Raw genomic sequence first — 24814 nt, forward strand, 5'->3', positions numbered from 1 at the left:
CATCACCCCCGTGAGGACGGTTCCCATGGCCTCCGCCCAGCCCTCGACCCCGGCCCGCGCCGTGCCCTTCCTGGGCATGCCGCCGGCGCAGGGGATGTACGACCCGGCCGCCGAGAAGGACGCGTGCGGTCTCGCGATGGTCGCCACCATGCGCGGCACCGCCGGCCACGACATCATCGACGCCGCGCTGAACGCGCTGCGCAACCTCGAGCACCGCGGCGCCGTCGGCTCCGACGCGGGAACGGGCGACGGCGCGGGGATCATCACGCAGATCCCGGACGAGTTCCTCCGCGCGGTCGCTCCCTTCGAGCTCCCGCCGCTGGGCCAGTACGCGGTGGGCAACGCCTTCCTCCCGGTGGACGTGTTCGAGCGCGAGCGGGTCAAGTCGACGATCGCCGACATCGCCCGCGAGGAGAACCTCGCCGTGGTCGGCTGGCGCTCCGTGCCCGTGCAGCCCGACGAGATCGGCACGCTCGCCCGGGCCGCCATGCCGGCGATCGAGCAGCTGTTCATCCGGAGCGAGCTGACCGACGAGAGCGGCACGCCCCTCTCCTCCGTGCGCCTCGACCGCCTGACCTTCCGCCTGCGCAAGCGCGTCGAGCGCGAGCTCGAGGTCTACTTCATGTCGCTCTCGAGCCGCACGCTCGTCTACAAGGGGATGGTGACGACGCTCCAGCTGGAGCCGTTCTACCCGGACCTGTCCGACGAGCGCTTCGCGTCGAAGCTCGCGCTGGTGCACTCCCGGTACTCCACCAACACCTTCCCCTCGTGGCCGCTCGCTCAGCCGTTCCGGATGATCGCGCACAACGGCGAGATCAACACGGTGCAGGGCAACCGCAACTGGATGCGCGCGCGCCAGTCGCAGCTGAAGAGCCGCGAGCTGGGCGACCTGGCCCCGCTGTTCCCGATCGTCTCGCCCGGCCGCAGCGACTCCGCCTCGTTCGACGAGACCGTCGAGCTGCTCAATCTGGCCGGCCGGTCGCTCCCGCACGCGATCATGATGATGGTGCCGGAGGCCTGGGAGAACCAGGACGGCGCGCTCGACCCGAAGCGCCGCGCGTTCTACGAGTACCACTCGATGCTCATGGAGCCGTGGGACGGCCCGGCCGCGATCGTCTTCACCGACGGCGAGCTCGTCGGCGCCACCCTCGACCGCAACGGGCTCCGACCCGGCCGCTACGTCGTCACCGACGACGGGCTCGTGGTGCTCGCCAGCGAGATCGGCGTGCTCGACATCGACCCCGCGAAGGTGGTCCGCAAGGGACGCCTGCAGCCCGGCCGCATGTTCCTGGTCGACACCGAGCAGGGCCGCATCGTCGAGGACGAGGAGATCAAGGGGCAGCTCGCCGCCTCCGGTCCGTTCGAGGAGTGGCTCGAGAAGGGCCGCATCAACCTCAAGGACCTCCCCGAGCGCGAGCACATCGTGCACACGCCCGCCTCGGTCAACCGCCGCCAGCGCACCTTCGGCTACACCGAGGAGGAGGTCCGCCTCCTCCTGCTGCCGATGGCGCGCGCCGGTGCGGAGCCGCTCGGAGCGATGGGCTCGGACACCCCCGTGGCCGTCCTGTCCAAGCGCCCCCGCCTGCTCTTCGACTACTTCACGCAGGCCTTCGCGCAGGTGACGAACCCGCCGCTGGACTCGATCCGCGAGGAGGTCGTGACCTCGCTCCGCCTGGGCCTCGGCCCCGAGCGCAACCTGCTGACCGCCGGTGCCGAGCACGCGCGCCAGGTCGTCCTCGACTTCCCGGTCATCGACAACGACGAGCTCGCGAAGATCCAGCACATCGCGCCGCGCCCGCTGAGCCACATCACCACGACGATCCGCGGCCTCTACCGCGTCGACGCGGGACCCCGCGCGATGCAGGACCGCATCGACGAGATGTGCGACGAGGCCGACGAGGCCATCGCCGCGGGAGCGCAGTTCCTGGTGCTCTCGGACCGCGACTCCACCAAGGACCTCGCGCCGATCCCCTCGCTGCTGATGCTCGCCGCCGTGCACCACCACCTCATCCGCACCGAGAACCGGATGCGAGTGGGGCTCGTGGTCGAGGCGGGCGACGTCCGCGAGGTGCACCATGTGGCGACGCTCATCGGCTACGGCGCCTCCGCGGTCAACCCGTACCTGGCGATGGAGACCTGCGAGGACCTCGTCCGCAGCGGCATGCTGTCGGACGTCTCGCCGGAGAAGGCCGTGAAGAACGTGATCAAGGCGCTCGGCAAGGGCGTGCTGAAGATCATGTCCAAGATGGGCATCTCCACCGTGTCGAGCTACGCCGGGGCGCAGACCTTCGAGGCCGTCGGCCTCAGCCAGGCGTTCGTCGACCAGTACTTCACCGGCACCGTCTCGAAGCTCGGCGGCATCGGCATCGACGTCGTCGCCGAGGAGAACGCCGCGCGTCACCGCGCCGCGTACCCCGAGGACGGCGCGATCGTCGCGCATGAGCGCCTGGCGGTCGGCGGCGAGTACCAGTGGCGCCGCGACGGCGCCCCGCACCTGTTCAACCCGGACACGGTGTTCCGCCTGCAGCACTCGACGCGCAACCGCCGCTACGACGTCTTCCGCGAGTACACGAAGATGGTCGACGACCAGGCGAGCTCGCTGATGACCCTCCGCGGCATGTTCAAGCTCGACACCGCGGGGCGCACGCCGATCCCGATCGACGAGGTCGAGCCGGTCGAGGCGATCGTCAAGCGCTTCTCGACGGGCGCGATGAGCTACGGCTCCATCTCGCCGGAGGCGCACGAGACGCTCGCCATCGCGATGAACCGCCTGGGCGCCAAGTCGAACACCGGCGAGGGCGGCGAGGACACCGAGCGGCTGCTCGACCCGGAGCGCCGCTCCGCGATCAAGCAGGTCGCCTCGGGCCGCTTCGGCGTCACGAGCATGTACCTCACCCACGCCGACGACATCCAGATCAAGCTCGCCCAGGGTGCCAAGCCCGGCGAGGGCGGTCAGCTCCCGCCCACGAAGGTGTACCCGTGGATCGCGCGCACCCGGCACGCGACCGCCGGCGTCGGCCTGATCTCGCCGCCGCCGCACCACGACATCTACTCGATCGAGGACCTGAAGCAGCTGATCTTCGACCTCAAGCGGGCGAACCCGTCGGCGCGCATCCACGCGAAGCTGGTCAGCCAGTCGGGCATCGGAGCGGTCGCCGCCGGCACCGCGAAGGCCCTCGCCGACGTGATCCTCGTCTCGGGTCACGACGGCGGCACCGGCGCGAGCCCGGTGAACTCGCTCAAGCACGCGGGCACGCCCTGGGAGCTCGGCCTGGCCGAGACCCAGCAGACGCTGATGCTCAACGGCATGCGCGATCGCGTGGTCGTGCAGGTCGACGGCCAGATGAAGACCGGTCGCGACGTCGTCATCGGCGCGTTGCTCGGGGCCGAGGAGTTCGGCTTCGCGACGGCCCCGCTGATCGTCGAGGGCTGCATCATGATGCGCGTCTGCCACCTCGACACCTGCCCGGTGGGCGTCGCGACGCAGAACCCGGAGCTGCGCCAGCGGTTCTCCGGAAAGCCGGAGTTCGTCGTCAACTTCTTTGAGTTCATCGCCCAGGAGGTGCGCGAGTACCTCGCGCAGCTCGGCTTCCGGAGCGTCGACGAGATCGTCGGACACCGCGAGCTGCTCGACGTCGACCAGGCGATCGAGCACTGGAAGGCGAGCGGGCTCGACCTGACGCCGATCCTCGTCGGACCGGTCTTCACGGCGGAGGAGCCGCGCCGCCACGGCCGCGCGCAGGAGCACGAGCTCGAGCACCACTTCGACAACGAGCTGATCCGCCTCGCGGCGAACGTGCTCGACCACCGCGGCACCGTGCGGATCGAGCGCGAGATCAAGAACACCGAGCGCGCCGTCGGCACCATGCTCGGCCACGAGGTCACCGTCCGCTTCGGCGAGAACGGCCTGCCGGCCGACTCCATCGTCGTATCGCTCCGCGGCTCGGCCGGGCAGTCGCTCGGAGCGTTCCTCCCCGCCGGCATCACGCTGCGGCTCGAGGGCGACTCCAACGACTACGTCGGCAAGGGCCTCTCGGGCGGCCAGATCGTGGTGCGGCCGGACCGCCGCAGCACCTTCGACGCCTCGACGAACGTGATCGCGGGCAATGTGATCGGCTACGGGGCGACCCAGGGCACGATGTTCATCCGCGGGATGGTCGGCGAGCGCTTCCTGGTCCGCAACTCCGGCGCCACCGCGGTGGTCGAGGGAGTGGGCGACCACGCGCTCGAGTACATGACCGGCGGCCTGGCGGTGATCCTCGGCGAGACCGGGCGGAACCTCGGCGCCGGCATGTCGGGCGGCACGGCCTACATCCACGGCCTGCGCCGCGAGCTCGTGAACCGCGACGCGATCGCCTCCGGCGAGCTGACCCTCTCCGAGCTCGGCAGCGCCGACGTGGAGATCCTTCGCGACCTGCTCGAGCGGCACGTCGCGGAGACCGAGTCGACCCTGGCCCAGGGGATGCTCGACGATTTCGACGGAACGGTCTCGCGTTTCGTCAAGGTACTGCCCCGCGACTTCGCCGCGGTGCTCGCGACGCGCGCATCCGCTGTGGAGGAGGGGCTCGACCCCGACGGCGACGTCGTCTGGGGACGGATTCTGGAGGTGACCGGTGGCTGATCCCAAGGGGTTCCTGAAGGTGCAGGACCGGGAGCTGCCCAAGCGGCGTCCCGTGTCCGTCCGCCTGATGGACTGGAAAGAGGTCTACGAGCAGGGCGACTCCGCCGTGCTGCGCCGGCAGGCGGGCCGCTGCATGGACTGCGGCATCCCGTTCTGCCACAAGGGCTGCCCGCTGGGGAACCTCATCCCCGAGTGGAACGACCTGATGTGGCGTGGCGAGGGCCGCCAGGCGATCGAGCGCCTGCACGCGACGAACAACTTCCCGGAGTTCACGGGCCGGCTCTGCCCGGCGCCGTGCGAGTCGTCCTGCGTGCTCGGCATCAATCAGCCCGCCGTCACGATCAAGCAGATCGAGGTCTCGATCATCGATCAGGCCTTCGGCAACGACTGGGTGCAGCCGCACCCGCCGGAGCGCCTGACCGGCAAGACCGTCGCGGTCGTCGGCTCCGGCCCGGCGGGGCTCGCCGCCGCTCAGCAGCTCACCCGCGCCGGGCACACCGTCGCGGTCTACGAGCGCGACGACCGCATCGGCGGTCTCCTGCGCTACGGGATCCCGGACTTCAAGATGGAGAAGAAGCACCTCGAGCTCCGCCTGAACCAGATGAAGGCCGAGGGCACCCGGTTCCGCGCGGGCGTCGACATCGGCTCCGACATCACCTGGGACGACCTGCGGGCGCGCTACGACGCGGTCGTGGTCGCCACCGGTGCTCTCGTACCGCGCGACCTGCCGATCCCGGGTCGCGACCTCGACGGCGTGCACTTCGCCATGGAGTACCTCGTGCAGTCGAACCGCGCGATCGCGGGCGACCGCGTCTTCGAGCAGATCTCGGCCGAGGGCAAGCACGTCGTCGTCCTGGGCGGAGGAGACACCGGAGCGGACTGCATCGGCACCGCCCACCGCCAGAAGGCCGCGTCGGTCACGAACCTGGCGATCGGGCAGCAGCCGCCGTCGCAGCGCCCGGACAGCCAGCCCTGGCCGATGGACCCGACCGTGTTCGAGGTCTCGAGCGCCCACGAGGAGGGCGGGGAGCGGATGTTCCTCGCGTCGACCGTGGAGTTCCTCGCGAACGAGGGCGGCGAGGTCCGCGCGGTGCGCGTGGCCGAGACCGAGTACCTCGACGGACGCCGCGTCCCCAAGGCGGGCACCGAGCGCGAAATCCCGGCCGACCTGGTCCTGCTCGCCCTCGGCTTCACCGGCCCGGAGGCGGACCACCTCGGCCGCCAGCTCGACGTCCCCTTCACCGAGCGCGGCAACGTCGCGCGCGGCGACGCCTTCGAGACCACCGTCCCCGGCGTCTTCGTGGCCGGCGACGCCGGGCGCGGCCAGTCCCTGATCGTCTGGGCGATCGCGGAGGGCCGCTCCGTCGCGGCCGAGGTCGACCGCTACCTCGAGGGCACGACCCAGCTGCCGGCGCCGGTCGGCCCCAACGACCGGGGCTTCACGCTCTAGTCCCCGGGACGCGATAGTCTCGGCCCGCCAGCAATCAGCTCACCCTCCCCGCTAACGACGCGCCTCCGGGCGCAGAACAACGGAGCACCCCCTCAATGAGACGAGCGAAAATCGTCGCCACCCTCGGCCCGGCAACGTCGTCGTACGAGACCATTCGTGCGATCATCGACGCCGGCGTGGACGTGGCCCGCATGAACCTCAGTCACGGAAGCTACGACGTCCACGAAGGCATCTACCGCATCGTGCGGAAGGCCGCGGACGACGCCGGGCGCGCGGTCGCGATCCTCGTCGACCTGCAGGGTCCGAAGATCCGCCTCGGCAAGTTCGAGGGCGGCCCGTACGCCCTCGCCGAGGGCGACGTCTTCACCATCACCACCGAGGACGTCCTCGGCACGCGCGAGCTCTCGGGCACCACGTTCAAGGGCCTCCCGGACGACGTGAACCCGGGCGACATGCTCCTCATCGACGACGGCAAGGTCGCTGTCCGCGTCACCGCCGTCGAGGGCCCCCGGGTCGTCACCGAGGTCGTCGTCCCCGGCAACGTCTCGAACAACAAGGGCATCAATCTGCCCGGTGTCGCGGTCAACGTCCCCGCCCTCTCCCAGAAGGACGAGGACGACCTCCGCTGGGCGATCCGCCTCGGCGCCGACATCATCGCCCTCTCCTTCGTGCGCAACGCCAGCGACATCGAGCGCGTGCACGAGATCATGGCGGAGGAGGGCCGCAAGGCTCCCGTCATCGCCAAGATCGAGAAGCCGCAGGCGGTCGACAACCTGCAGGAGATTATCGACGTCTTCGACGGCATCATGGTCGCCCGCGGCGACCTCGGCGTCGAGCTGCCCCTCGAGGCGGTGCCGATCGTGCAGAAGCACGCCGTCGAGCTCGCCCGCCGCTGGGCGAAGCCGGTCATCGTCGCGACCCAGATGCTCGAGTCGATGATCGAGAGCCCCCGCCCCACGCGGGCCGAGGCCTCGGACGTCGCGAACGCCATCCTCGACGGCGCGGACGCGGTCATGCTCTCGGGCGAGACCAGCGTCGGAGCCTGGCCCGTCGTCACCGTGCAGACCATGGCCCGCATCGTCGAGTCCACCGAGGAGCACGGCCTGGAGCGCATCCCCCCGCTGGGGAGCAAGCCCCGCACCCAGGGCGGATCCGTCACGCTGGCCGCCGCCGAGGTCGCGGAGTTCGTCGAGGCGAAGTTCCTCTGCGTGTTCACGGAGTCGGGCGACTCGGTCCGCCGCATGACGCGCCTGCGCCACGGCATCCCGATCATCGGCTTCACCCCCGAGCCGGCCGTCCGCCGCCGCATGGCGCTGAACTGGGGCGTCCAGTCCTTCGTCACGCCGCGCGTCAACCACACCGACGCGATGTTCGCGCAGGTGGACGCGGTGCTGCTCCGCGAGGGCCTCGCCCAGGCGGGCGAGACCGTGGTCGTCGTCTCCGGATCGCCCCCCGGGCGCGCCGGCACGACGAACGACATGCGGGTGCACATCGTCGGCTCGTCCAGCTCGGCCGACAGGGCCGAGAACTGGGACCACTGAGTCCAGCACCCTCCGGAGGGCCCGGTCGCGCGAGCGGCCGGGCCCTCCGGCGTTCCCCGGCGGCCCGCGTGGCGGGACGCGCCTCCGCGGGCGGATACCGTGGACCCATGCGACTCGGCGTGCTCGACATCGGCTCCAACACGGTCCACCTGCTCCTCGTCGACGCGCACCCCGGCGCCCGCCCGGTGCCCTACCGCTCGCACAAGCGGAGCCTCGCTCTCGTGGCGCACCTCGATGAGGCGGGGGAGATCACCGAGCGTGGCCAGCGCGAGCTGATCGCGTTCGTGACCGAGGCCGCCGAGGTCGCCCGCGAGCACCGCGCGGAGGACCTGCTGGCGTTCGCGACCTCGGCGATCCGCGAGGCCGGCAACGGCGCGGCGGTCCTCGACCGGGTCCGCGCCGAGACGGGCGTGCACCTCCAGGAGCTCGGCGGCGAGGCCGAGGCGTCGGCCACCTTCCTCGCCGTGCGCCGCTGGTTCGGCTGGGGCGCGGGCTCGATCCTGGACCTCGACATCGGCGGCGGCTCGTTCGAGCTCTCGATGGGCGTGGACGAGGTGCCCGAGCTCGCCGTGTCGGTCCCGCTCGGAGCGGGGCGGGTGACGCGGGACCTGCTGGTCGGCGATCCCGCCTCGGCCACGAGCGTGAAGGCCGCCCGGCGTCACGCCCGCGAGGTGCTCGCGGAGCCCGTCCGCGGCTTCCTCGCCCTGGGGCGCCCCGACCTGGTCGCAGGCACGTCGAAGACCTTCCGGTCTCTGGCGCGGATCACCGGCGCCGCTCCGAGCGCCGCCGGTCCGCTGGTGCGCCGCGAGCTGCACCTGGTCGACCTCCGGCTGTGGTCCGCCCGCCTCGCCGCGATCGGCGCGGCCGATCGCTCAGCGCTGCCCGGCGTCTCCGCTCTGCGGGCTCCGCAGCTGCTCGCGGGCGCTCTCGTCGCGGAGGCGGCCATGGACGCCCTCGGAATCGAGACGCTGGTGATCTGCCCCTGGGCCACCCGCGAGGGGCTGATCATCCGCCGCTTCGAGCTGCTCGACGCGCAGATCCAGCGCGCGGACGTTCAGCTCAGCGCGATGCTGTAGGACAGCGACCGTCGGCCGCCCGGCTCGAGGACGACCTGGCGCGGCTTGTCGACGATGTCGCCGTCCCAGCCCTCGGGGGTCGGGACGCTCCGCCACGGCTCGAGGCAGACGAACGGGGCCCCGACGGGCTTCCACACGCCGACCACGTCGAAGTCCCCGGTGTCGACGACGATCGCGCGGGCGGCGCCGTCGGCCTCGAGCCGGAGGGTCCGCCGGCGCGGCTCGTCGAAGATCATCACGCCCTCCTCGAAGTGCGCGTCGTCCACTGTCAGGACCCCGTCCTCGAGCGGCGCCGGGTGGCGCGCCTCGAGCAGCAGGTTCTCCGGAGCGCGGCGGTACCCCTCCGGCTCGGGCTGCGCGAAGCGGATGCGGTGCTCGCCGCGGCCCTCGGGCAGCGGCAGCGCGAAGGCCGGGTGGTTGCCGAGCGAGAAGCCCAGCGGAGAGGGACCCCTGTTCTCGACGGTCTGGGTGATCCGGAGCGAGGCGCCGGTCACGGCGTAGGCGATGAGGAGCGTCCAGTCGAAGGGGAACACCGCGCGCGTGGCGTCGTCGCTCCGGAGCCGGAACACCGCCTCGTCCGCCGAGACGCCCGCGAGCTCGAAGACCCGGTCCCGCGCGAAGCCGTGCTGCCCCATCCGGTGGTCCGCGCCGTCGTGGTGCAGCGTGTCGCCGGGGAGGCGCCCGATGATCGGGAACAGGACGGGAGCGTGCCGGCGCCACTCCGGGCCGGCCTGCCACAGGTACTCGCGGCCCTCGTCGTCGCGGAGGGACGTCATCTCGGCCCCGGCGGTCGTCAGGGCGAGGCGCAGGCTCTCGCTGCCGAGGGTGAGGACGGTGGGCGCGGGGGAGTCGCTGCTGGTCATCCTCCGATTCTGCCCGTCACGCGGTGCGGGCGGGGGTGTCGGCGGCGCGTGGCAGCATGGGGCGGTGCCTCCCGAGTCGACCCCCTCCTCCTGGCGCGCCCGCGTCGGCGAGCTCAGCGGATCCGCCGAGGCCGAGTCGCCGACCGTCCTCACTCCGATCGGGCTGCAGTTCGAGCTGCGCCGGCTGGTGCGCCGGGCCGACGATCCGTGGCGGGCGCCGGCGAGCGAGCGCGTCACGGCGAAGACCTACGACCCCGACGAGCGCCGCGACCACCGTCTGGCCACCCGCCCCGCCGTCCGTGGGCGCGGGGGCGCCTGGAACCGCACCACCCTCACCTGGAAGTCGCTGAACTTCCAGACCCACCGGCTCTCGCTCGACCCCGCTCACCAGCGCTGGTTCGCCGAGTTCGCGGCTCTGCACCGCGCCACGCGCACCGTCCACCTCGGGCAGGACCCCGACTGGATCCACCTCGACGACTACGAGAGCCCACTGCTCTGGCGGCTGCTCGAGCAGGCGCAGGCCGCCGGGATCCCGCTGCTCGCCCCGGAGAAGGGCGCGGTCCGTCTCGCCGGTCCCGCGCATGTGGCGGTGACGGTCTCGGCGGAGGAGGGAGCGCTCCGGCTGCGGCCCGTCCTGCGGATCGACGGCGCGGAGCACGCGCCCGAGTCGGCGCGTCCGGTCGCCCGGCACGGCGTCTACGCGGTCGAGGGCGGCGATCCGTCCTCGCTCCTGCTCGCGCCCGCGTCCCTGCCCTTCGACGACGAGGAGCTGCGGCTCCTCGACCACCCCGAGGAGACGGAGGTCCCGGCGGAGGACGTGCCCGAGTTCGTCGGCGAGCACCTCCCCGCCCTCCGCGGCCGCGTCGCGGTGCGCGAGGAGGGCGTCGACCTCGTCCTGGACGATCCGGAGCCCCCGCGCCTGGTCTGCACGGTCTCGTTCGAGCCGCGGCGCGCCGTCAGGGTGGGCTGGCACTGGCGCCGCTCGCCCGATCGCGCGGGCGAGCTCGACGGCACGGCCGACGCGGCTCTCGAGCGCGCGGTGCTCCGCCGGGTGCGCTCGGTGCTCGGCGAGGCCGGGTCCGCTCTCGTGCCGGAGCCGGGGACGAGCGCGGTCCTGCGCGGGGCCGAGGCGGCGGTGTTCGTGGTGGAGCAGCTCCCGCAGCTGGAGGGGATCGGCGGGGTCCGGATCGAGCGCGAGGGCGCGGCCCCGGACTACCGCCTGCTGACCGGACCGCTCACGCTCACCATCACCGCGGTCGACACCGAGAGCGCCGACTGGTTCGACCTCGGCGTCGTCGTGACCATCGGCGACGCGACCGTGCCGTTCCTGCCCCTCTTCCGCGCTCTGGCCGCGGGCGGCGACCGCATCCGCCTGGTCGACCACTCCTACCTCTCGCTCGCGCACCCCGGCCTCGACCGGCTCCGGGAGCTGCTGACCCGGGCGGACGAGCTCGAGGAGTGGGAGACGGGACCGCGGCTCGGCCGGCACCAGGCCGGGCTGTGGAACGAGCTGGAGGAGCTCGCCGACGAGAGCGTCCCCTCCGACGCGTGGCGCGCCGTGCTCGACTCCGCGCTGGCCGCCGGGTCGCCGGAGGACGTGGAGCCGCCGGAGGGCCTGACCGCCCGGCTGCGTCCGTACCAGCGGGCGGGCTACGCCTGGCTCGTGCACCGCCTCCGTCACGGGCTCGGCGGGATCCTGGCCGACGACATGGGCCTCGGCAAGACCCTGCAGGCGCTGGCCATGATGCTCGACGCGGTCGAGGAGGCGGGCCGCGCCGGGATCCGCCGCGCGCCGTTCCTCGTGGTCGCCCCCACCTCGGTCGTGCCGGGCTGGCGCTCGGAGGCCGAGCGCTTCGCGCCCGCCCTGCGCGTCCACGTCGTCGCGAGCTCGCGGGAGGGCGCGCTCGACGCGATCCCGGCCGACGCGGACGTGGTCCTCACCAGCTACGCGGTCCTGCGCCTCGGCGGCGAGCGCTGGGCGTCGAGGACGTGGTCGGCGCTGATCCTCGACGAGGCCCAGTTCGTCAAGAACCCCGCCTCGCAGACGCACCGGGCCGCCCGCGGGGTCGGCGCGCCCGTCACGCTCGCGCTCACCGGCACACCGCTGGAGAACTCGCTCGACGAGCTCTGGGCGGTCCTCGCCCTGGTGGCGCCCGGGCTCCTGCCGCCGCTGCGCCGCTTCCGCGAGGAGTACACCCGGCCGATCCTGCACGCGGAGGCGCCCGTCGGCATCGCCTCGCCCGATCTGTCCGAGGGACGGACCGTCAGCCACACCGAGGGCGCGCGCCGCCGCCTCGAGAGACTGCGCCGGCGACTGCGTCCGTTCCTGCTCCGCCGCACCAAGGAGGCGGTGGCGCCGGAGCTCCCCGAGAAGCAGGAGCAGACGATCGAGGTCGCGCTGACGCCCGCCCACCGGGTGCTCTACGACGGCTACCTCCAGCGCGAGCGGCGGAAGCTCCTGGGCCTGGTCGACGACCTCGACCGGCAGCGCTTCACGGTGTTCCGATCGCTCACCCTCCTGCGCCTGCTCGCGCTCGACGCGTCCCTGGTCGACCCGGCCTACCGGCACGTCCCGTCCGCGAAGCTCGACGTGCTCGTCGAGCAGCTCGACGACGTGATCGCGGAAGGCCGTCGGGCCCTCGTCTTCAGCACCTTCACCTCGTACCTGGAGCGGGCGGGGGAGCGGCTGCGTCGGCGCGGCGTCCCGTTCGTGCAGCTCGACGGCTCCACGCGGGACCGCGCGGGAGTGATCGAGGAGTTCCGCTCGGGAGCCGCGCCCGTCTTCCTGATCAGCCTGAAGGCGGGCGGCACCGGGCTCACCCTCACCGAGGCCGACCACGTCTTCATCCTCGACCCGTGGTGGAACCCGGCGGCCGAGGCGCAGGCCGTCGACCGCGCGCACCGCATCGGCCAGGAGCGGCGGGTGAACGTGTACCGGCTGGTGGCGACGGACACGATCGAGGAGAAGATCGTGCGCCTCCAGGAGCGCAAGGGCCGCCTCAGCACGGCGGTGCTCGACGAGGGCGAGCTCTTCGCCCGGGCGCTGTCGGCCGACGACGTCCGCGAACTGCTGGCCGAGTGACCACGGCCCCACGAAGGGTGACAGAACGGCCAGCCGCGGCCCAGGATCCGAGCGCACACTGAGCGGATGAGACGCCGCCGCCCCCGCCCCCGCGCCGACTGGATCGTCGCCCTCGAGAAGGGCGACGACGCCGGGCTCTTCGGACCGGGCAGCGCGGTCTGGGCGGTCAACGGCGGCCTGCCCACGATGATCGCCGGAGTGCGGGCTCTGCTCATGCAGACCCTCCACGCCGGAGCGATGGCCGGTGTGCACGACCACTCCCGCTACCGCGAGGACCCGATGGGCCGCCTCGACAACACGGTCCGCTGGGTCCTGACCACCAGCTTCGGCGACACCGCCGCGGCGAGCGGAGCGGCGCGCTGGGTGACCGGCGTGCACGAGCGGATCGTCGGCTCCTACGAGGACGCCGGCGGGCGTGAGCGCTCCTACTCGGCGCAGGACCCCCGCCTGCTGCTCTGGGTGCACGACGCCTTCACCGACGCGTTCCTCGGCGCCCACGAGATCTGGGGCGGACGGATCCCCGGCGGCCCCGACGCCTACGTGCGCGAGTGGGCCGCCTCCGGCCGGCTGCTCGGAGTGGAGGATCCGCCCGAGAGCGTCGCGGAGCTCCGCGCGCAGCTCGCCGGATTCGCCGGCGAGCTCAAGCCCGACGCACGCGTGCACGAGGCGGTCGGCTTCCTTCGCGACATCCGGCTGCCGGGCGAGGCGGGCGTGGTCTACCCGCTGCTGTTCGCCGGCGCGGTCGCCTCGCTCAGCCCCGAGGTGCGGAGGCTCCTGGGCCTCCGGCGCCCGTGGTGGCCCGCGATCACGGCGAACCGCCTGCTGTTCGTGTTCCTGGGCCGGTATCTCGGCCGGGTCTCGCCGAGCGAGCAGGCCGCGATCGACCGCATCGCCGGCCTCGACCAGGTGCGCACCGGCGCCTGACGCTCTTCCCGTACACCTGTCCGGGAAGTGGTAGACTGACACCGATGACTCCCGCCCGCCTCGCCTCCGTGCCCGCGGCGGAGTCCCCCTCGGCGCTCGGCTCCGCCGATCCGCGAGCCCGGCGCACCCGCCGCCGCGTGTTCGACGCGGTCGAGCGGCTCGTCATGCAGAGCGACGGCGAGAGGGCCGAGGGCATCGCGGTGAGCGACATCGTGCGCGAGGCCGGGATCAGCCGCAGCTCGTTCTACGCCCACTTCGACGACGCGGCGGGAGTCGCCTCCGCGCTGCTCCGCCAGGACCTCGTGGTCGCCGACGTCGCCGAGGGCGATCCCGCCGACCGCTCCGGAGCCGACGCCCTGCAGCGCGGCTACTCGCGGCTCGTCGAGCGGCTGGTCGACCGCCACGCCTTCCATGCCCGGCTCCGCGCGCGGGCCTCCGCCCGGGTCGCCTCCGACGACGCCGTGCTCGACACGGCGCTCGCCCTGCACCGCGAGGTGCTCGCCCGGGTCGACGTCCCCGCAGCGGTCGACCCCGAGCTCACCGCGGTCTTCGCGGCCGGCGGCGTCCTCTCCGTGGTCGGCGCCTGGCTCGCCGGCTCCCTCGACGGCACCGACGAGGAGCTGGTCGAGCACCTCGTCGCGCTGCTCCCGGCCTGGCTCGCCGCGGCGCCGCTGCGCCCCCTGGACTTGTCACTCCCACCACGCCCCACGACGAAAGGCACGACATGATGACATTCGAGGTCGGCGAGACCCTGGTCTACCCGCACCACGGAGCGGTGACGATCACCGGGCTCGAGAAGCGCTCGGTCAAGGGCGTCGAGAAGACGTTCATGACGATGAACGTGCACACCAGCGAGCTCACCATCACCCTCCCCGTCGAGAACGCTGAGCTCGTCGGCGTCCGCGAGATCATCGACGACGCCGGAGTCCAGGCGGTCTACGACGTCCTGCGCAGCGACGTCGCGGAGGAGGCCAGCAACTGGTCCCGCCGCTTCAAGGCCAACCAGGAGAAGATGGCCAGCGGCAGCGTGTACCGCGTCAGCGAGGTCGTCCGCGACCTGTGGCGCCGCGAGCAGGCGGGCGGCGTCTCGGCCGGCGAGAAGCGGATGCTCCTCAAGGCGCGTCAGATCCTCGTGTCGGAGCTCTCGCTCGCCCTGAAGGGCACCGACGAGGAGGCCTCGGCCAAGCTCGACGAGGTCCTCGCCTCGGCGATCTGACCCCGCGTCGCGGCGGGTCGGCTCACTCGGGCCGGCACGCCGCGATGATCCTCGCGGCGACCTCGTCCTGCGTGGCGGAGCCGTCGATCCGCACCAGGAGCTCGCGCTCGTCGTAGACCTCCGCCAGAGGAGCCGTCTCGCGCTCGTAGACCTCGATCCGGTTCCGCACCACCTCGGGGTCGTCGTCGGCGCGGTCCTGCTCCTGCGCCCGCACGTGCAGCCGTTCGAGGACCACGTCCGCGTCGGCCGTCAGCAGCACGACGCACGAGAGCGGCGTGCCCCGCTCCTCGAGGAGCTCCGCAAGCGCGTCCACCTGGGCGAGCGTGCGCGGGTAGCCGTCGAGGATGAACCCGTCCCGGGCGTCCTCCTCGGCGATGCGCTCGGCGACCAGGGCGTTCGTCAGCTCGTCCGGCACGTACTCGCCGGCCTCCACGAGCGCCCGCAGACGCCGTCCGAGGTCGGTGCCGTCGGCGACGTGCGCGCGGAACAGATCGCCGGTGGAGATCGCCGGCACCCCCAGCTCGCGCGACAGCACGGCCGCCTGGGTGCCCTTGCCCACGCCGGGCGGGCCCATCATGATGACGCGCATCGCTCGTCCTCCTCGGTGTCGTCAGGCGATGCTAGCGGTGCGGAGCGGGGTGGCCGGTGCACACCGCGCCCGTAGGCTGGCGGGACGAGCCGAGGAGGAGCGATGCCCGCAGCACCCGGGGCCGAGCAGGCCGCCGCCGATCTGGCCGCGCTCCTGCGCGAGGTCTCCGCCGAGCTCGACGCCCGCGGCATCGCCGACCAGGCCGTCGCCGAGCTGCGGACGCCGCGCGCGATCCTCGGCTTCCGCCGCAAGCCGGTGATGGCGCCGGTGACCCGCGCGTGGCGCCTCGGCGTGGTGCTCCTCGGACGCGAGGGCGAGCTCCTCGCGACGGGATCGGTCACTCGTGCCGTTGCTCCGCTGCACGCCAACAACCAGTCCGAGTCGCAGGAGGCGCGCCGCGAGATCCGGCGCGCCGCCTTCGACGGTCCGTTCCAGGAGGGCGAGATCGTCAACTACGGCTGGCGGCGCCTCGCACTGGACGCCGCAGCGCTCGAGTCGGGCCAGGAGCCGCTGGCCCTGCGCGGCTCCGAGGTGCTCGTGCGCTGGGCGCCCGGTCTGGGCGAGCAGGGACTGATGCCGCTGCGCCGGTACCTGGCCGACCGCCTCGACCTCCTCGAGGCCGACTAGCGCCGGGTCACTCCTCCTCGGCCACCGGGTGGAACCACGGCGGGTAGACGGCGACGCGGGGAGAGGCGTCGATGCCCTCGAAGAGAGCCTTGACGCGGTTGCGGGCGGCGACCGACGCCACGCCGACCGTCGCGACGCCCTCGAGCGGGAAGCGCTCGGGCACGAGCGCCTCCGCGCTGCGCAGGGCCGGCTCGTCGACCAGGAGGCGCGCGAAGGTGCGCACGAGCGCGTCGCCCTCGGTGAAGCGCGTGAGGACGTGGGAGGCGTCGCCGTCGCTCAGCACCGGGGCGGAGGCGAGCGAGCCCACCAGGACGACGTACTGCGAGGCGGTGGTCTCGTGGGCGCTCGGCGACCAGTGCGGAGCGACCCGCTCGCCGCGCAGGTCGGCCCAGAGGGCGGCGTCGGGGGAGAGGAAGAAGGGCACGAAGCCGGCGACGCTGACGCCGTCCTTCACCTGCACGGCACGGCGGTGCTCGCGGGTGGTCTCGGCGCTGACGTCGATCGCGGGGCGCTCCTGGAGCTGCTGGTCCGCCAGGATCGCGCCGGCGGCGACGATCGCCTCGAGGTTGTCGAGGTGGGTGACGTGGTAGATCCGCTGCGCGGCGATGTCGACCTTCGGCAGGGGCTTCTCGCGCGCCGTGCCGCGGGCGGCGGCGCGGGCGGTGGCCGCACGGGAGGTCCCGGGCACGCGCGCGGGGGCGCGGGTGGCACGGCCGACCTGCTCGGGGAGCTTCTTCGGGGTGCAGACGTCGCAGAGCGCGATGTCGAGGCCGTGGATGCATTCGGTGGGCACTCTGGATTCCTTCTGCGCGCGGGCTCGGGGTTCCGCCGCAGGGACGACGTTACGCGACCGGGGCCCCCGCGCGTCCCGGCGGCGGCGATCCGCGGGGCCGCGGCGTCCGCCCGGGCATCCTCTGGGAGGCGCCGGAGCACCGCTCCCCGCCGCGTAGCGTGAGCGGGATGAAGCGCGTGCCGCCCGCCGAGGGCCAGGAATCCGTCTGGGACTACCCGCGACCCCCGAGGGTCGAGACCACCGCCGAGCACGTGGTCGTGCGGCTGGGCGGCGTCGTCGTCGCCGAGTCCCGCGACGCTCTCCGCGTCCTCGAGACGAGCCACCCTCCCGTCTACTACCTCCCCGTGTCCTCGTTCGCGCCCGGGGCGCTCGAGCCCGCGCCCGGCCGCAGCATCTGCGAGTTCAAGGGCGCGGCCTCCTACCTGACCGTGCGCGGGGGAGGAGGAGCGGTCGCGGAGGCGGCGGGCTGGACGTACCCCGAGCCGATGGACGGCTTCGAGGCCCTCGTCGACACGGTCGCCCTCTACCCCGCCCGGATGGACTCCTGCACCGTCGACGGCGAGGCGGTCCAGCCGCAGCCGGGCGACTTCTACGGCGGCTGGATCACCTCGCGCGTGGTCGGTCCGTTCAAGGGCTCGCCGGGCACGATGTTCTGGTGAATCAGACGGGGGAGGGCGGACCGAGCGGGTCCTGGACGAGGACCGCTCGTGCGGCGTCGATCCCCGAGGCCTCCAGCGTCCATTCCGGCCGCACCAGGGTCTCCGGTGTGACGCGGAACCGCAGCTCCTCGACCGGCGCACCGTCCGGACCGACGATCCGGTGCGTCCCGTTCGGCCGGTAGCCGAGGGCCTCCGAGACCCGGATCGAGCGGGTGTTCCAGGCGAGAGCGGCGCTCTCGGCGACCTCGGCTCCGAGGTGGTCGAAGGCGAGGAGGAGCACGGCGGCGCGCATCTCCCGCCCGAGGCCGCGGCCCTGCGCCGAGCGGGTGAGCCACGAGCCCGAGGTCAGGGTGCGGGTGGCGGCGAAGGACTCGGCGACCACGTCCTGGCAGCCGACGACCCGGCCGTCCTCGACCACGGCGAACGCGACGCGCCACGACTCCCGCGTCGTCTGCGCGCGCTGCGACCAGTGGAAGCGGGCGAGCTCGCCGGGCAGGCGCTCCGCCGGCGCCTCGGCCCAGGGGGAGGGGAACGGCGAGCGGCCGCTCTCGTGCACGCCCGCGAGGGCTGCCTCGGCGAGAGGGCCGAGGTCGGCGTCGCGGACCGGATGCAGCTCGAGCCGCGGCGTGCGCAGCTCCAGCGAGAACAGGGGCCAGGGGTCGGTGCTCATCCGACGACGCTAGCGAGCGGAGGCGCGCACCGCGCGACCAGGCGGGTACCGGTGGTGGGACTCGAACCCACAAGCCCTCTCGGACAGAGCATTTTGAGTGCCCCGCGTCTGCCATTCCGCCACACCGGCTCATCACCAGCCCGTCGAGAATACCGTAGGCTCATCGGCGTGACTGACCAGGAACCCTCGTCGACCGCACCCCGTCGGGTCGTCGTCGCCGAAGACGAATCCCTCATCCGCCTCGACATCGTGGAGATCCTCCGCGACAACGGCTTCGAGGTCGTCGGCGAGGCCGGCGACGGCGAGACCGCTGTGGCCCTCGCCACCGAGCTGCGCCCCGATCTCGTCATCATGGACGTCAAGATGCCCCAGCTCGACGGCATCTCGGCGGCCGAGCGCCTCTCGAAGGCGCACATCGCGCCCGTCGTCCTGCTCACCGCCTTCAGCCAGAAGGAGCTCGTCGAGCGCGCCAGCGAGGCCGGAGCGCTCGCCTACGTCGTGAAGCCCTTCACGCCCAACGACCTGCTGCCCGCGATCGAGATCGCCCTCTCGCGGTACGCCCAGATCCTCACCCTCGAGGCCGAGGTCGCCGACATGGTCGAGCGCTTCGAGACCCGCAAGCTCGTCGACCGCGCCAAGGGCCTGCTCAACGAGAAGATGGGGCTCACCGAGCCCGAGGCGTTCCGCTGGATCCAGAAGGCCTCCATGGACCGCCGGCTCACCATGCACGACGTCGCGCAGGCGATCATCGAGCAGCTGAGCACGAAGAAGGCCTAGCGCGAGGCCGGGCCCGAGGGCCCAAGGCCTCAGGGCCAGAGGCGGGTGCGCTCCCACGGGGAGCCGCCCGCCTCCGTCGTTCCCGGGCGGTACTCGAGACGGGTGTGATCCTGCTCCGGCGCGGTCGAGCCCTGCCAGAACTCGATGCGCTCGGGCACGACGCGGTAGACGGCCCACTCCCGGTCGAGCGTCGCGGGCGAGCAGCCCACGGCGACGCTGGTCTGGAGCGTGACGAGGCCGAAGTCCTGCGCGCTGCGCATCGGCTCGCTCTGGCGTCCGACGAGCAGGGCGGTGCGAGCGGCCTCGGAGCGGCGGCGGAAGTCGTCGGCCGACTCCTGCGCGGAGGCGCGCTCGACCCGGCCCTCGACCCGGACCTGACGGCCCTGGACCGGCCAGAAGAAGGTCAGCGCGGCGTGCGGGTTCTCCTCCATGGCGCGTCCCTTGGGGCTGGTGGCATGGGTGGAGAACGCCCAGCCCGCCTCGTCGATCTCGCGCAGCACGAGCACGCGCGCCGAGACGGTGCCGTCGTCGGAGGCGGTGGAGAGCGTGGCGCCGTGGGGGAGGAGCTGGCCCGCGTCCTTCGCCTCCTCGAGCCACTGCGCGAACAGCTCGAGAGGATCGGCCGGAGCCGCCTCCGCATCGAACGAGGGCAGGTCGGAGGGCATGGACGGGAGGCTCTTGAGGAGATGGCGAAGGCTCATCCGCTCAGTGTCGCCCTTCGGGCACCACCGGGCACAGTCGCGCGCCGTCGCTTGACAGTGCCGCTCGCCGCGGTGCCGGGTCCCCGAGCGGCGCGGCCGACCGGTCGATCCCCTGTCGCTCGCAGGCACGGGCGGTCCCGACGGCGGTCGCGGTCCTGGGCGTGGTCGTCGCCCTCCGCTCCCGCGAGGGGGACCCGTCCGCTCCCGTCAGCGGGCGTCGCGGATGATGTTGGTGATCCGCACGGTGGAGAGGCGGCGCCCCTCCTGGTCGCGCACGACGATCTCGTGGGTGGTGAGGGTGGAGCCCAGGTGGATCGCGTCGCAGGTGGCGATCACGAAGCCCGAGTGGACCGACCGGCTGTGGCTCGCGTTCAGCTCGATGCCCATCGCCAGGCGGCCCGCGCCGGCGTGCACGTTCGCCGCGATCGAGCCCATCGACTCGGCGAGCACGACGTGCGCGCCGCCGTGCAGGATGCCGACCGGCTGCCGGTTGCCCTCGACGGGCATCGAGGCCACCGAGTGCTGCGGGGTGAGCTCGTGCCAGAGGATCCCCATCCGCTCGGCGAGCTCGCCCATGCCGCGGCCGATCCCGGCGACCAGGTCGAGCGCGGGCGGGCGGATCCAGGCGGTCGTGGTGGGGGTCGGCTCGGTCACGTCGCTCCTCGCGCTGGAGCCTCGGAGCGACCCTGACCGGCGGGCGCGAGCGGGCCGATCCGGTGTCGGAGGCGCTGTGTAGTCTGGCCCTGTGTCAGATCCGGAACAGCCTACCCTCCTGCTCGTCGACGGCCATTCCCTGGCGTTCCGGGCGTTCTACGCGCTCCCGGTCGACAGCTTCCAGACCCGCGAGGGCCAGCACACGAACGCCATCCACGGCTTCCTCTCGATGCTGATCCTGCTGCTGAAGAACGAGAAGCCGACCCACCTCGGCGTCGCGTTCGACATCTCCCGCTACTCGTTCCGCACGCGCGAGTACCCGGAGTACAAGGGCACCCGCGGCGAGACGCCGCCCGAGTTCAAGGGCCAGGTCCCCCTCCTCGAGGAGGCGCTGCACGCCATGAACATCCGGACCGTCTCGAAGGAGGACTTCGAGGCCGACGACATCCTCGCGACGCTCGCGCGCCAGGGGGCCGAGGCCGGCTTCCGCGTGCTGGTCGTCTCGGGCGATCGCGACACCATCCAGCTGGTGACCCCGGACGTCACCCTGCTCTACCCCTCCACCCAGGGCGTCTCGCAGCTCACCCGCTACGACCGCGACAAGGTGTTCGAGAAGTACGGCGTCGAGCCGCACCAGTACCCCGAGATCGCCGCCCTCGTCGGCGAGACCAGCGACAACCTGCCCGGCGTCGACAAGGTCGGCCCCAAGACGGCCGCGAAGTGGGTCAACCAGTACGGCACGGTCGCCGACATCATCGCCCACGCCGACGAGATCAAGGGCGTGGTCGGCGAGAAGCTGCGCGAGCAGAAGGAGAACGCGCTCCGCAACCGCCGCCTCAACCGGCTGGTGACGGACGTCGAGCTCCCCCTCGGGCCGCACGATCTGACGCGCCGTCCGATCGATCCCGACGCGGTCCGCGAGATCTTCAGCCGCCTCGAGTTCAAGACCCTGCAGGAGCGGGTCCTCACGATCGCCGCGGAGGAGGGCGTCGACGGCGCTGCCGCGGCCCTGGCGGGCGACGTGGTCACGACCTCCGCACCCGCCGTCCGCACCCTGGTCGACGAGGAGCTCGCGCACTGGCTCGACCGCGTGTCGGCGAAGGGCACCGCGCCGGTCGCCGTGCAGGTCCTGCTCGGAGCCGGCGGGCTCGAGGGTGTGGGCCTCGCGGTCGAGAAGGAGACGGCGTTCGTCCCGTGGGCCGCCGAGCGGCCCGACTACACCGCGCTCGAGCAGTGGCTGGCCGGGCCCGCCCCCAAGTACTTCGCCGACGCGAAGCCCCAGATCAAGGCGCTGCGGAGGGCCGGACTCCCCGTCGCGGGGCTCGCGTTCGACACCCGCGTCGCCTCCTGGCTGGTGCAGCCCACCGGGCATCCGGCCACGCTCGCGGCGCAGGTCGCGCAGCACCTCGACGAGACCATGGCGCAGGGCGACCCGAACCAGCTGGTCCCCACCGTCGAGCCGATGGGGCCCGCCACCGAGGCCTGGTACGCGTACCGGCTCGTCGCTCCGCTGCGCGAGCGGCTGGGCGAGGGGATGCTCTCGGTGCTCGTCGACATCGAGCTGCCGATCGTCCAGGTCCTCGCGACGATGGAGCTCACCGGCGTCGCGATCGACGCCGACGTGCTGGCGCGCCTCCGCGCCGAGCTGACCGTCTCGGCCGCCGACCTCGCGAGCCGCGCGTTCGCCGAGATCGGCCACGAGATGAACCTCGGCTCGCCCAAGCAGCTGCAGCAGGTCCTCTTCGAGGAGCTCGACATGCCGCGCACCCGGGCCACGAAGACGGGCTACACCACCGACGCCTCCGCCCTCGCCGACCTGCAGGAGTCCCACCCGCACCCGTTCCTCGGGCTGCTCCTCGAGCACCGCGACGCGACCAAGCTCAAGCAGATCATCGAGACGCTCGAGAAGTCGGTCACCGCCGACGGCCGGATCCACACCAGCTACGACCAGACCGGCACGGCCACCGGCCGGATCTCCTCCAACGACCCGAACCTGCAGAACATCCCCGTCCGCAGCGAGGTGGGCCGCCGCATCCGCACCGCCTTCGTCCACGGAGCGGACGCGAGCACCCTCCTCACCGCCGACTACTCGCAGATCGAGATGCGGATCATGGCGCACCTCTCCGGCGACGCCGGGCTGATCGAGGCCTTCCACTCCGGCGAGGACCTGCACCGCTTCGTCGGGTCGCGGATCTTCGGCGTCGATCCGGGCGACGTCACCTCGGCCATGCGCAACAAGGTCAAGGCGATGTCGTACGGCCTCGCCTACGGCCTGAGCGCCTTCGGCCTGTCGAAGCAGCTGCGCATCTCGAGCGCCGAGGCCAAGCAGCTGATGACCGACTACTTCGTCCGCTTCGGCGCGGTGCGCGACTACCTCCGCAGCGTCGTCGAGCAGGCCCGCGAGACCGGCTACACCGAGACGATCTTCGGTCGCCGGCGTCCGTTCCCCGACCTGCAGAGCGCGAACCGCGTCCTCCGCGACAACGCCGAGAGGGCGGCACTCAACTCGCCGATCCAGGGCTCGGCCGCCGACATCATGAAGCGCGCGATGATCGGCGTGCAGGCCGACCTCGACGAGCAGGGGCTCGGCTCTCGGATGCTCCTCCAGGTGCACGACGAGCTGATCTTCGACGTCGCCCCCGGCGAGGAGGAGCCGCTCGAGGCGATCGTCCGCGGCCGGATGGCGGGTGCCGCCGACCTGAGCGTCCCGCTCGAGGTGCAGGTGGGCCACGGGTCCGACTGGGACGTCGCCGCGCACTGAGCCGGCCGCAGGGCCTGGCTAGGCTCGGAGGCATGAGCACCGACACCCCCCGCGAGCCCACCGCCGTCGACGCCGTCGCCGAGCGCTGGGTCGACACGCTCGTCGACCTCGACCCCACCCTCGGCACCGCGATCGGACGCAGCGGCGCGAACGGCCGTCTGGGCGACTACTCGCCGGCCGGTCTCGAGCAGGCCCGGGCGGCGACCGCCTCGGCCCTCGCCGAGCTCGAGGCCGCCGACCCCGTGGACGACGTCGACCGCGTCACGGTCGCCGACCTCGGCGCCGAGCTCCGGCTCTCCCTGGAGGGGCACGACGCCGGTCTGCCGCTGCGGGACCTCAACGTGATCGCGTCCCCGGCGCAGGAGCTGCGCGACGTCTTCGACCTGATGCCGACGGACGAGGTCGCCGACTGGGAGGCGGTCGCCGAGCGGCTGCTGGCCGTGCCGGCCGCCCTCGAGGGCTACGCGGAGACCCTGCGCGAGGGGATCCGCACCGGCGTGGTCCCCGCCCGCCGCCAGGTCGAGCTCGTCGCCGAGCAGGCGCGGAAGATCGCCGCTCCCCGCGGGTTCTTCGCCGAGCTGGCCGCGGAGGCCGCTCCCGCCGCCGGATCCCTGCCCGCGTCGCTCGCTCAGCGGCTGGAGGACGGCGCCCGCCGTGCCTCGGCCGCCTACGGGTCGCTCGCGCAGTTCCTCCGGGGCGAGCTCGCCCCCGCCGCGACCGAGCAGGACGCCGTCGGCCGGGAGCTGTATGCGCTGCACTCCCGCCGCTTCCTCGGCGCTGTCGTCGACCTCGACGAGACCTACGAGTGGGGGATCGAGGAGCTGGCCCGCATGACGTCCGAGCAGGAGGCGATCGCGCGCGAGATCCTGCCCGGCGCCTCCGTCGCCGAGGCGATCGCCCACCTCGAGGCGGACCCGGCCCGCACTCTGCACGGCGTCGACGCTCTGCAGGCGTGGATGCAGGAGACCAGCGACCGCTCCGTCCGCGAGCTCGCCGGCACCGCCTTCGACATCCCGGAGGAGGTGCGCCGCCTCGAGTGCAGGATCGCGCCGACCCAGGAGGGCGGCATCTACTACACCGGTCCGAGCGACGACTTCTCGCGCCCGGGGCGGATGTGGTGGTCGGTCCCGGCCGGAGTCACCGAGTTCGCCACCTGGCGGGAGCTGACCACGGTCTACCACGAGGGCGTCCCGGGCCATCACCTGCAGATCGGCCAGGCCGTCCACAACCGCGCCCGCCTCAACACCTGGCGCCGTCAGCTCGCCGGGACCTCCGGCCACGCCGAGGGCTGGGCGCTCTACGCGGAGCGGCTGATGGAGCGCTTCGGCTACCTCGACGACCCGGCCGACCGCCTGGGCATGCTCGACGGCCAGCGGATGCGCGCGGCGCGCGTCGTGCTGGACATCGGCGTGCACCTCCAGAAGCCGATGCCGGGCTCCGGCACCGTCTGGACCGCCGAGTCGGCCCTCGACTTCATGCGGGCCAACGTGAACATGGACGACGCGTTCGTGCGCTTCGAGGTGAACCGGTACCTCGGCTGGCCGGGGCAGGCTCCGTCCTACAAGATCGGGCAGCGGATCTGGGAGCAGCTGCGCGACGAGGCGGAGGCGCGCGAGGGCGCCGCGTTCTCGCTCGCGGCCTTCCACCGGAGGGCGCTCGACCTCGGCGGCGTCGGTCTCGACACCCTCCGCTCCTCCCTCGCCGGCTGACTCCGGAACCCGCGCCTGGACGGGCGCGGCGAGATTGCCGTGCGCCTCCCGGGGCGTCTAAGCTGGGGTGTCACATCTGTGGCGCCGCCGTGCCCGCGGCG

At 72.8% G+C, this 24814-nt stretch carries 19 protein-coding genes and 1 tRNA gene; 13 read left to right on the plus strand and 7 right to left on the minus strand.

The annotated features are described in order from the left end of the window. The first annotated feature begins 25 nt into the window (after positions 1–25). The 4 genes from gltB (at position 26) to C5C57_RS11155 (ending at position 8688) form a co-directional block, all read left to right on the plus strand. A complete protein-coding gene (gene gltB, locus C5C57_RS11140) occupies positions 26–4621 on the plus strand; it encodes a glutamate synthase large subunit (RefSeq protein WP_104221865.1) in 4596 nt (1531 codons plus the stop codon). Further along, positions 4614–6071, plus strand: coding sequence for a glutamate synthase subunit beta (locus C5C57_RS11145; RefSeq protein WP_104246790.1), 1458 nt, complete (start codon positions 4614–4616; stop codon positions 6069–6071). The genes gltB and C5C57_RS11145 overlap by 8 nt, the downstream gene beginning before the upstream one ends. A 95-nt stretch (positions 6072–6166) precedes the next feature. Further along, entirely contained in the window at positions 6167–7612 is a 1446-nt protein-coding gene (gene pyk / locus C5C57_RS11150) for a pyruvate kinase (protein ID WP_104221869.1), read from the plus strand. A gap of 107 nt (positions 7613–7719) precedes the next feature. Continuing rightward, positions 7720–8688: an exopolyphosphatase gene (locus tag C5C57_RS11155; protein WP_104246791.1), complete on the plus strand. Its 969-nt coding sequence runs from the start codon at positions 7720–7722 to the stop codon at positions 8686–8688. On the opposite strand, the gene C5C57_RS11160 is transcribed toward C5C57_RS11155, so the two are convergent. Continuing rightward, positions 8667–9551: an aldose 1-epimerase family protein gene (locus tag C5C57_RS11160; RefSeq protein ID WP_104260725.1), complete on the minus strand. Its 885-nt coding sequence runs from the start codon at positions 9549–9551 to the stop codon at positions 8667–8669. The genes C5C57_RS11155 and C5C57_RS11160 overlap by 22 nt on opposite strands. Positions 9552–9615: 64 nt before the next feature. Between C5C57_RS11160 and C5C57_RS11165 the strand changes: the two genes are divergently transcribed. From C5C57_RS11165 to C5C57_RS11180, 4 genes are all read left to right on the plus strand, one after another. Next, positions 9616–12633, plus strand: coding sequence for a DEAD/DEAH box helicase (locus tag C5C57_RS11165; protein ID WP_104297637.1), 3018 nt, complete (start codon positions 9616–9618; stop codon positions 12631–12633). Positions 12634–12699: 66 nt separating this feature from the next. After that, complete coding sequence (locus C5C57_RS11170; RefSeq protein ID WP_104263169.1) at positions 12700–13557, plus strand: oxygenase MpaB family protein; 858 nt, start codon at positions 12700–12702, stop codon at positions 13555–13557. Between the two features lie 44 nt (positions 13558–13601). Beyond that, positions 13602–14285, plus strand: coding sequence for a TetR/AcrR family transcriptional regulator (locus tag C5C57_RS11175; RefSeq protein WP_104297631.1), 684 nt, complete (start codon positions 13602–13604; stop codon positions 14283–14285). Then, positions 14285–14773, plus strand: coding sequence for a CarD family transcriptional regulator (locus C5C57_RS11180; RefSeq protein ID WP_068257183.1), 489 nt, complete (start codon positions 14285–14287; stop codon positions 14771–14773). The genes C5C57_RS11175 and C5C57_RS11180 overlap by 1 nt, the downstream gene beginning before the upstream one ends. A gap of 22 nt (positions 14774–14795) precedes the next feature. Here C5C57_RS11180 and C5C57_RS11185 read toward each other — a convergent pair whose 3' ends face one another. Further along, a complete protein-coding gene (locus tag C5C57_RS11185) occupies positions 14796–15362 on the minus strand; it encodes an adenylate kinase (protein ID WP_104297632.1) in 567 nt (188 codons plus the stop codon). Positions 15363–15464: 102 nt separating this feature from the next. Between C5C57_RS11185 and C5C57_RS11190 the strand changes: the two genes are divergently transcribed. Continuing rightward, entirely contained in the window at positions 15465–15989 is a 525-nt protein-coding gene (locus tag C5C57_RS11190) for a hypothetical protein (protein WP_104232649.1), read from the plus strand. Between the two features lie 7 nt (positions 15990–15996). On the opposite strand, the gene C5C57_RS11195 is transcribed toward C5C57_RS11190, so the two are convergent. After that, positions 15997–16782 (minus strand): DarT ssDNA thymidine ADP-ribosyltransferase family protein, encoded by a 786-nt coding sequence (locus tag C5C57_RS11195; protein WP_104221883.1) that lies wholly within the window; start codon positions 16780–16782, stop codon positions 15997–15999. A 167-nt stretch (positions 16783–16949) separates the two neighbouring features. Between C5C57_RS11195 and C5C57_RS11200 the strand changes: the two genes are divergently transcribed. Continuing rightward, positions 16950–17441: a DUF427 domain-containing protein gene (locus tag C5C57_RS11200; RefSeq protein WP_104246794.1), complete on the plus strand. Its 492-nt coding sequence runs from the start codon at positions 16950–16952 to the stop codon at positions 17439–17441. A 1-nt stretch (position 17442) separates the two neighbouring features. Here the strand turns inward: C5C57_RS11200 and C5C57_RS11205 are convergent, their stop codons facing one another. Continuing rightward, positions 17443–18111: a GNAT family N-acetyltransferase gene (locus C5C57_RS11205; protein ID WP_104246795.1), complete on the minus strand. Its 669-nt coding sequence runs from the start codon at positions 18109–18111 to the stop codon at positions 17443–17445. A 46-nt stretch (positions 18112–18157) separates the two neighbouring features. Then, positions 18158–18240 (minus strand) — tRNA-Leu (locus C5C57_RS11210). A 39-nt stretch (positions 18241–18279) separates the two neighbouring features. Here C5C57_RS11210 and C5C57_RS11215 point away from each other — a divergent pair. Further along, a complete protein-coding gene (locus tag C5C57_RS11215) occupies positions 18280–18888 on the plus strand; it encodes an ANTAR domain-containing response regulator (RefSeq protein ID WP_104221889.1) in 609 nt (202 codons plus the stop codon). Positions 18889–18917: 29 nt separating this feature from the next. On the opposite strand, the gene C5C57_RS11220 is transcribed toward C5C57_RS11215, so the two are convergent. After that, positions 18918–19589, minus strand: coding sequence for a pyridoxal 5'-phosphate synthase (locus C5C57_RS11220; protein ID WP_104221891.1), 672 nt, complete (start codon positions 19587–19589; stop codon positions 18918–18920). A 207-nt stretch (positions 19590–19796) separates the two neighbouring features. After that, complete coding sequence (locus C5C57_RS11225) at positions 19797–20243, minus strand: PaaI family thioesterase (RefSeq protein WP_374953047.1); 447 nt, start codon at positions 20241–20243, stop codon at positions 19797–19799. Positions 20244–20334: 91 nt separating this feature from the next. Between C5C57_RS11225 and polA the strand changes: the two genes are divergently transcribed. Both polA and C5C57_RS11235 read left to right on the plus strand, forming a co-directional pair. Further along, positions 20335–23004 carry a DNA polymerase I gene (gene polA, locus C5C57_RS11230; RefSeq protein WP_104273125.1) on the plus strand — a complete coding sequence of 890 codons (2670 nt, stop codon included), beginning with the start codon at positions 20335–20337 and terminating at the stop codon, positions 23002–23004. 32 nt (positions 23005–23036) lie between these two features. Then, positions 23037–24713, plus strand: a complete 1677-nt coding sequence (locus C5C57_RS11235) for a DUF885 domain-containing protein (protein WP_104273124.1) — start codon at positions 23037–23039, stop codon at positions 24711–24713. The last annotated feature ends 101 nt before the right edge of the window (positions 24714–24814 follow it).

The sequence above is a fragment of the Rathayibacter sp. AY1C5 genome, from assembly GCF_002931705.1.
Classification (GTDB): Bacteria; Actinomycetota; Actinomycetes; order Actinomycetales; family Microbacteriaceae; genus Rathayibacter.

Coding starts and splice junctions, on each gene's coding strand:
- gltB (WP_104221865.1), top strand. CDS start 26: ATGGCCTCCGCCCAGCCCTCGACCCCGGCCCGCGCCGTGCCCTTCCTG.
- pyk (WP_104221869.1), top strand. CDS start 6,167: ATGAGACGAGCGAAAATCGTCGCCACCCTCGGCCCGGCAACGTCGTCG.
- C5C57_RS11155 (WP_104246791.1), top strand. CDS start 7,720: ATGCGACTCGGCGTGCTCGACATCGGCTCCAACACGGTCCACCTGCTC.
- C5C57_RS11160 (WP_104260725.1), bottom strand. CDS start 9,551: ATGACCAGCAGCGACTCCCCCGCGCCCACCGTCCTCACCCTCGGCAGC.
- C5C57_RS11170 (WP_104263169.1), top strand. CDS start 12,700: ATGAGACGCCGCCGCCCCCGCCCCCGCGCCGACTGGATCGTCGCCCTC.
- C5C57_RS11175 (WP_104297631.1), top strand. CDS start 13,602: ATGACTCCCGCCCGCCTCGCCTCCGTGCCCGCGGCGGAGTCCCCCTCG.
- C5C57_RS11180 (WP_068257183.1), top strand. CDS start 14,285: ATGACATTCGAGGTCGGCGAGACCCTGGTCTACCCGCACCACGGAGCG.
- C5C57_RS11185 (WP_104297632.1), bottom strand. CDS start 15,362: ATGCGCGTCATCATGATGGGCCCGCCCGGCGTGGGCAAGGGCACCCAG.
- C5C57_RS11190 (WP_104232649.1), top strand. CDS start 15,465: ATGCCCGCAGCACCCGGGGCCGAGCAGGCCGCCGCCGATCTGGCCGCG.
- C5C57_RS11200 (WP_104246794.1), top strand. CDS start 16,950: ATGAAGCGCGTGCCGCCCGCCGAGGGCCAGGAATCCGTCTGGGACTAC.
- C5C57_RS11205 (WP_104246795.1), bottom strand. CDS start 18,111: ATGAGCACCGACCCCTGGCCCCTGTTCTCGCTGGAGCTGCGCACGCCG.
- C5C57_RS11220 (WP_104221891.1), bottom strand. CDS start 19,589: ATGAGCCTTCGCCATCTCCTCAAGAGCCTCCCGTCCATGCCCTCCGAC.
- C5C57_RS11235 (WP_104273124.1), top strand. CDS start 23,037: ATGAGCACCGACACCCCCCGCGAGCCCACCGCCGTCGACGCCGTCGCC.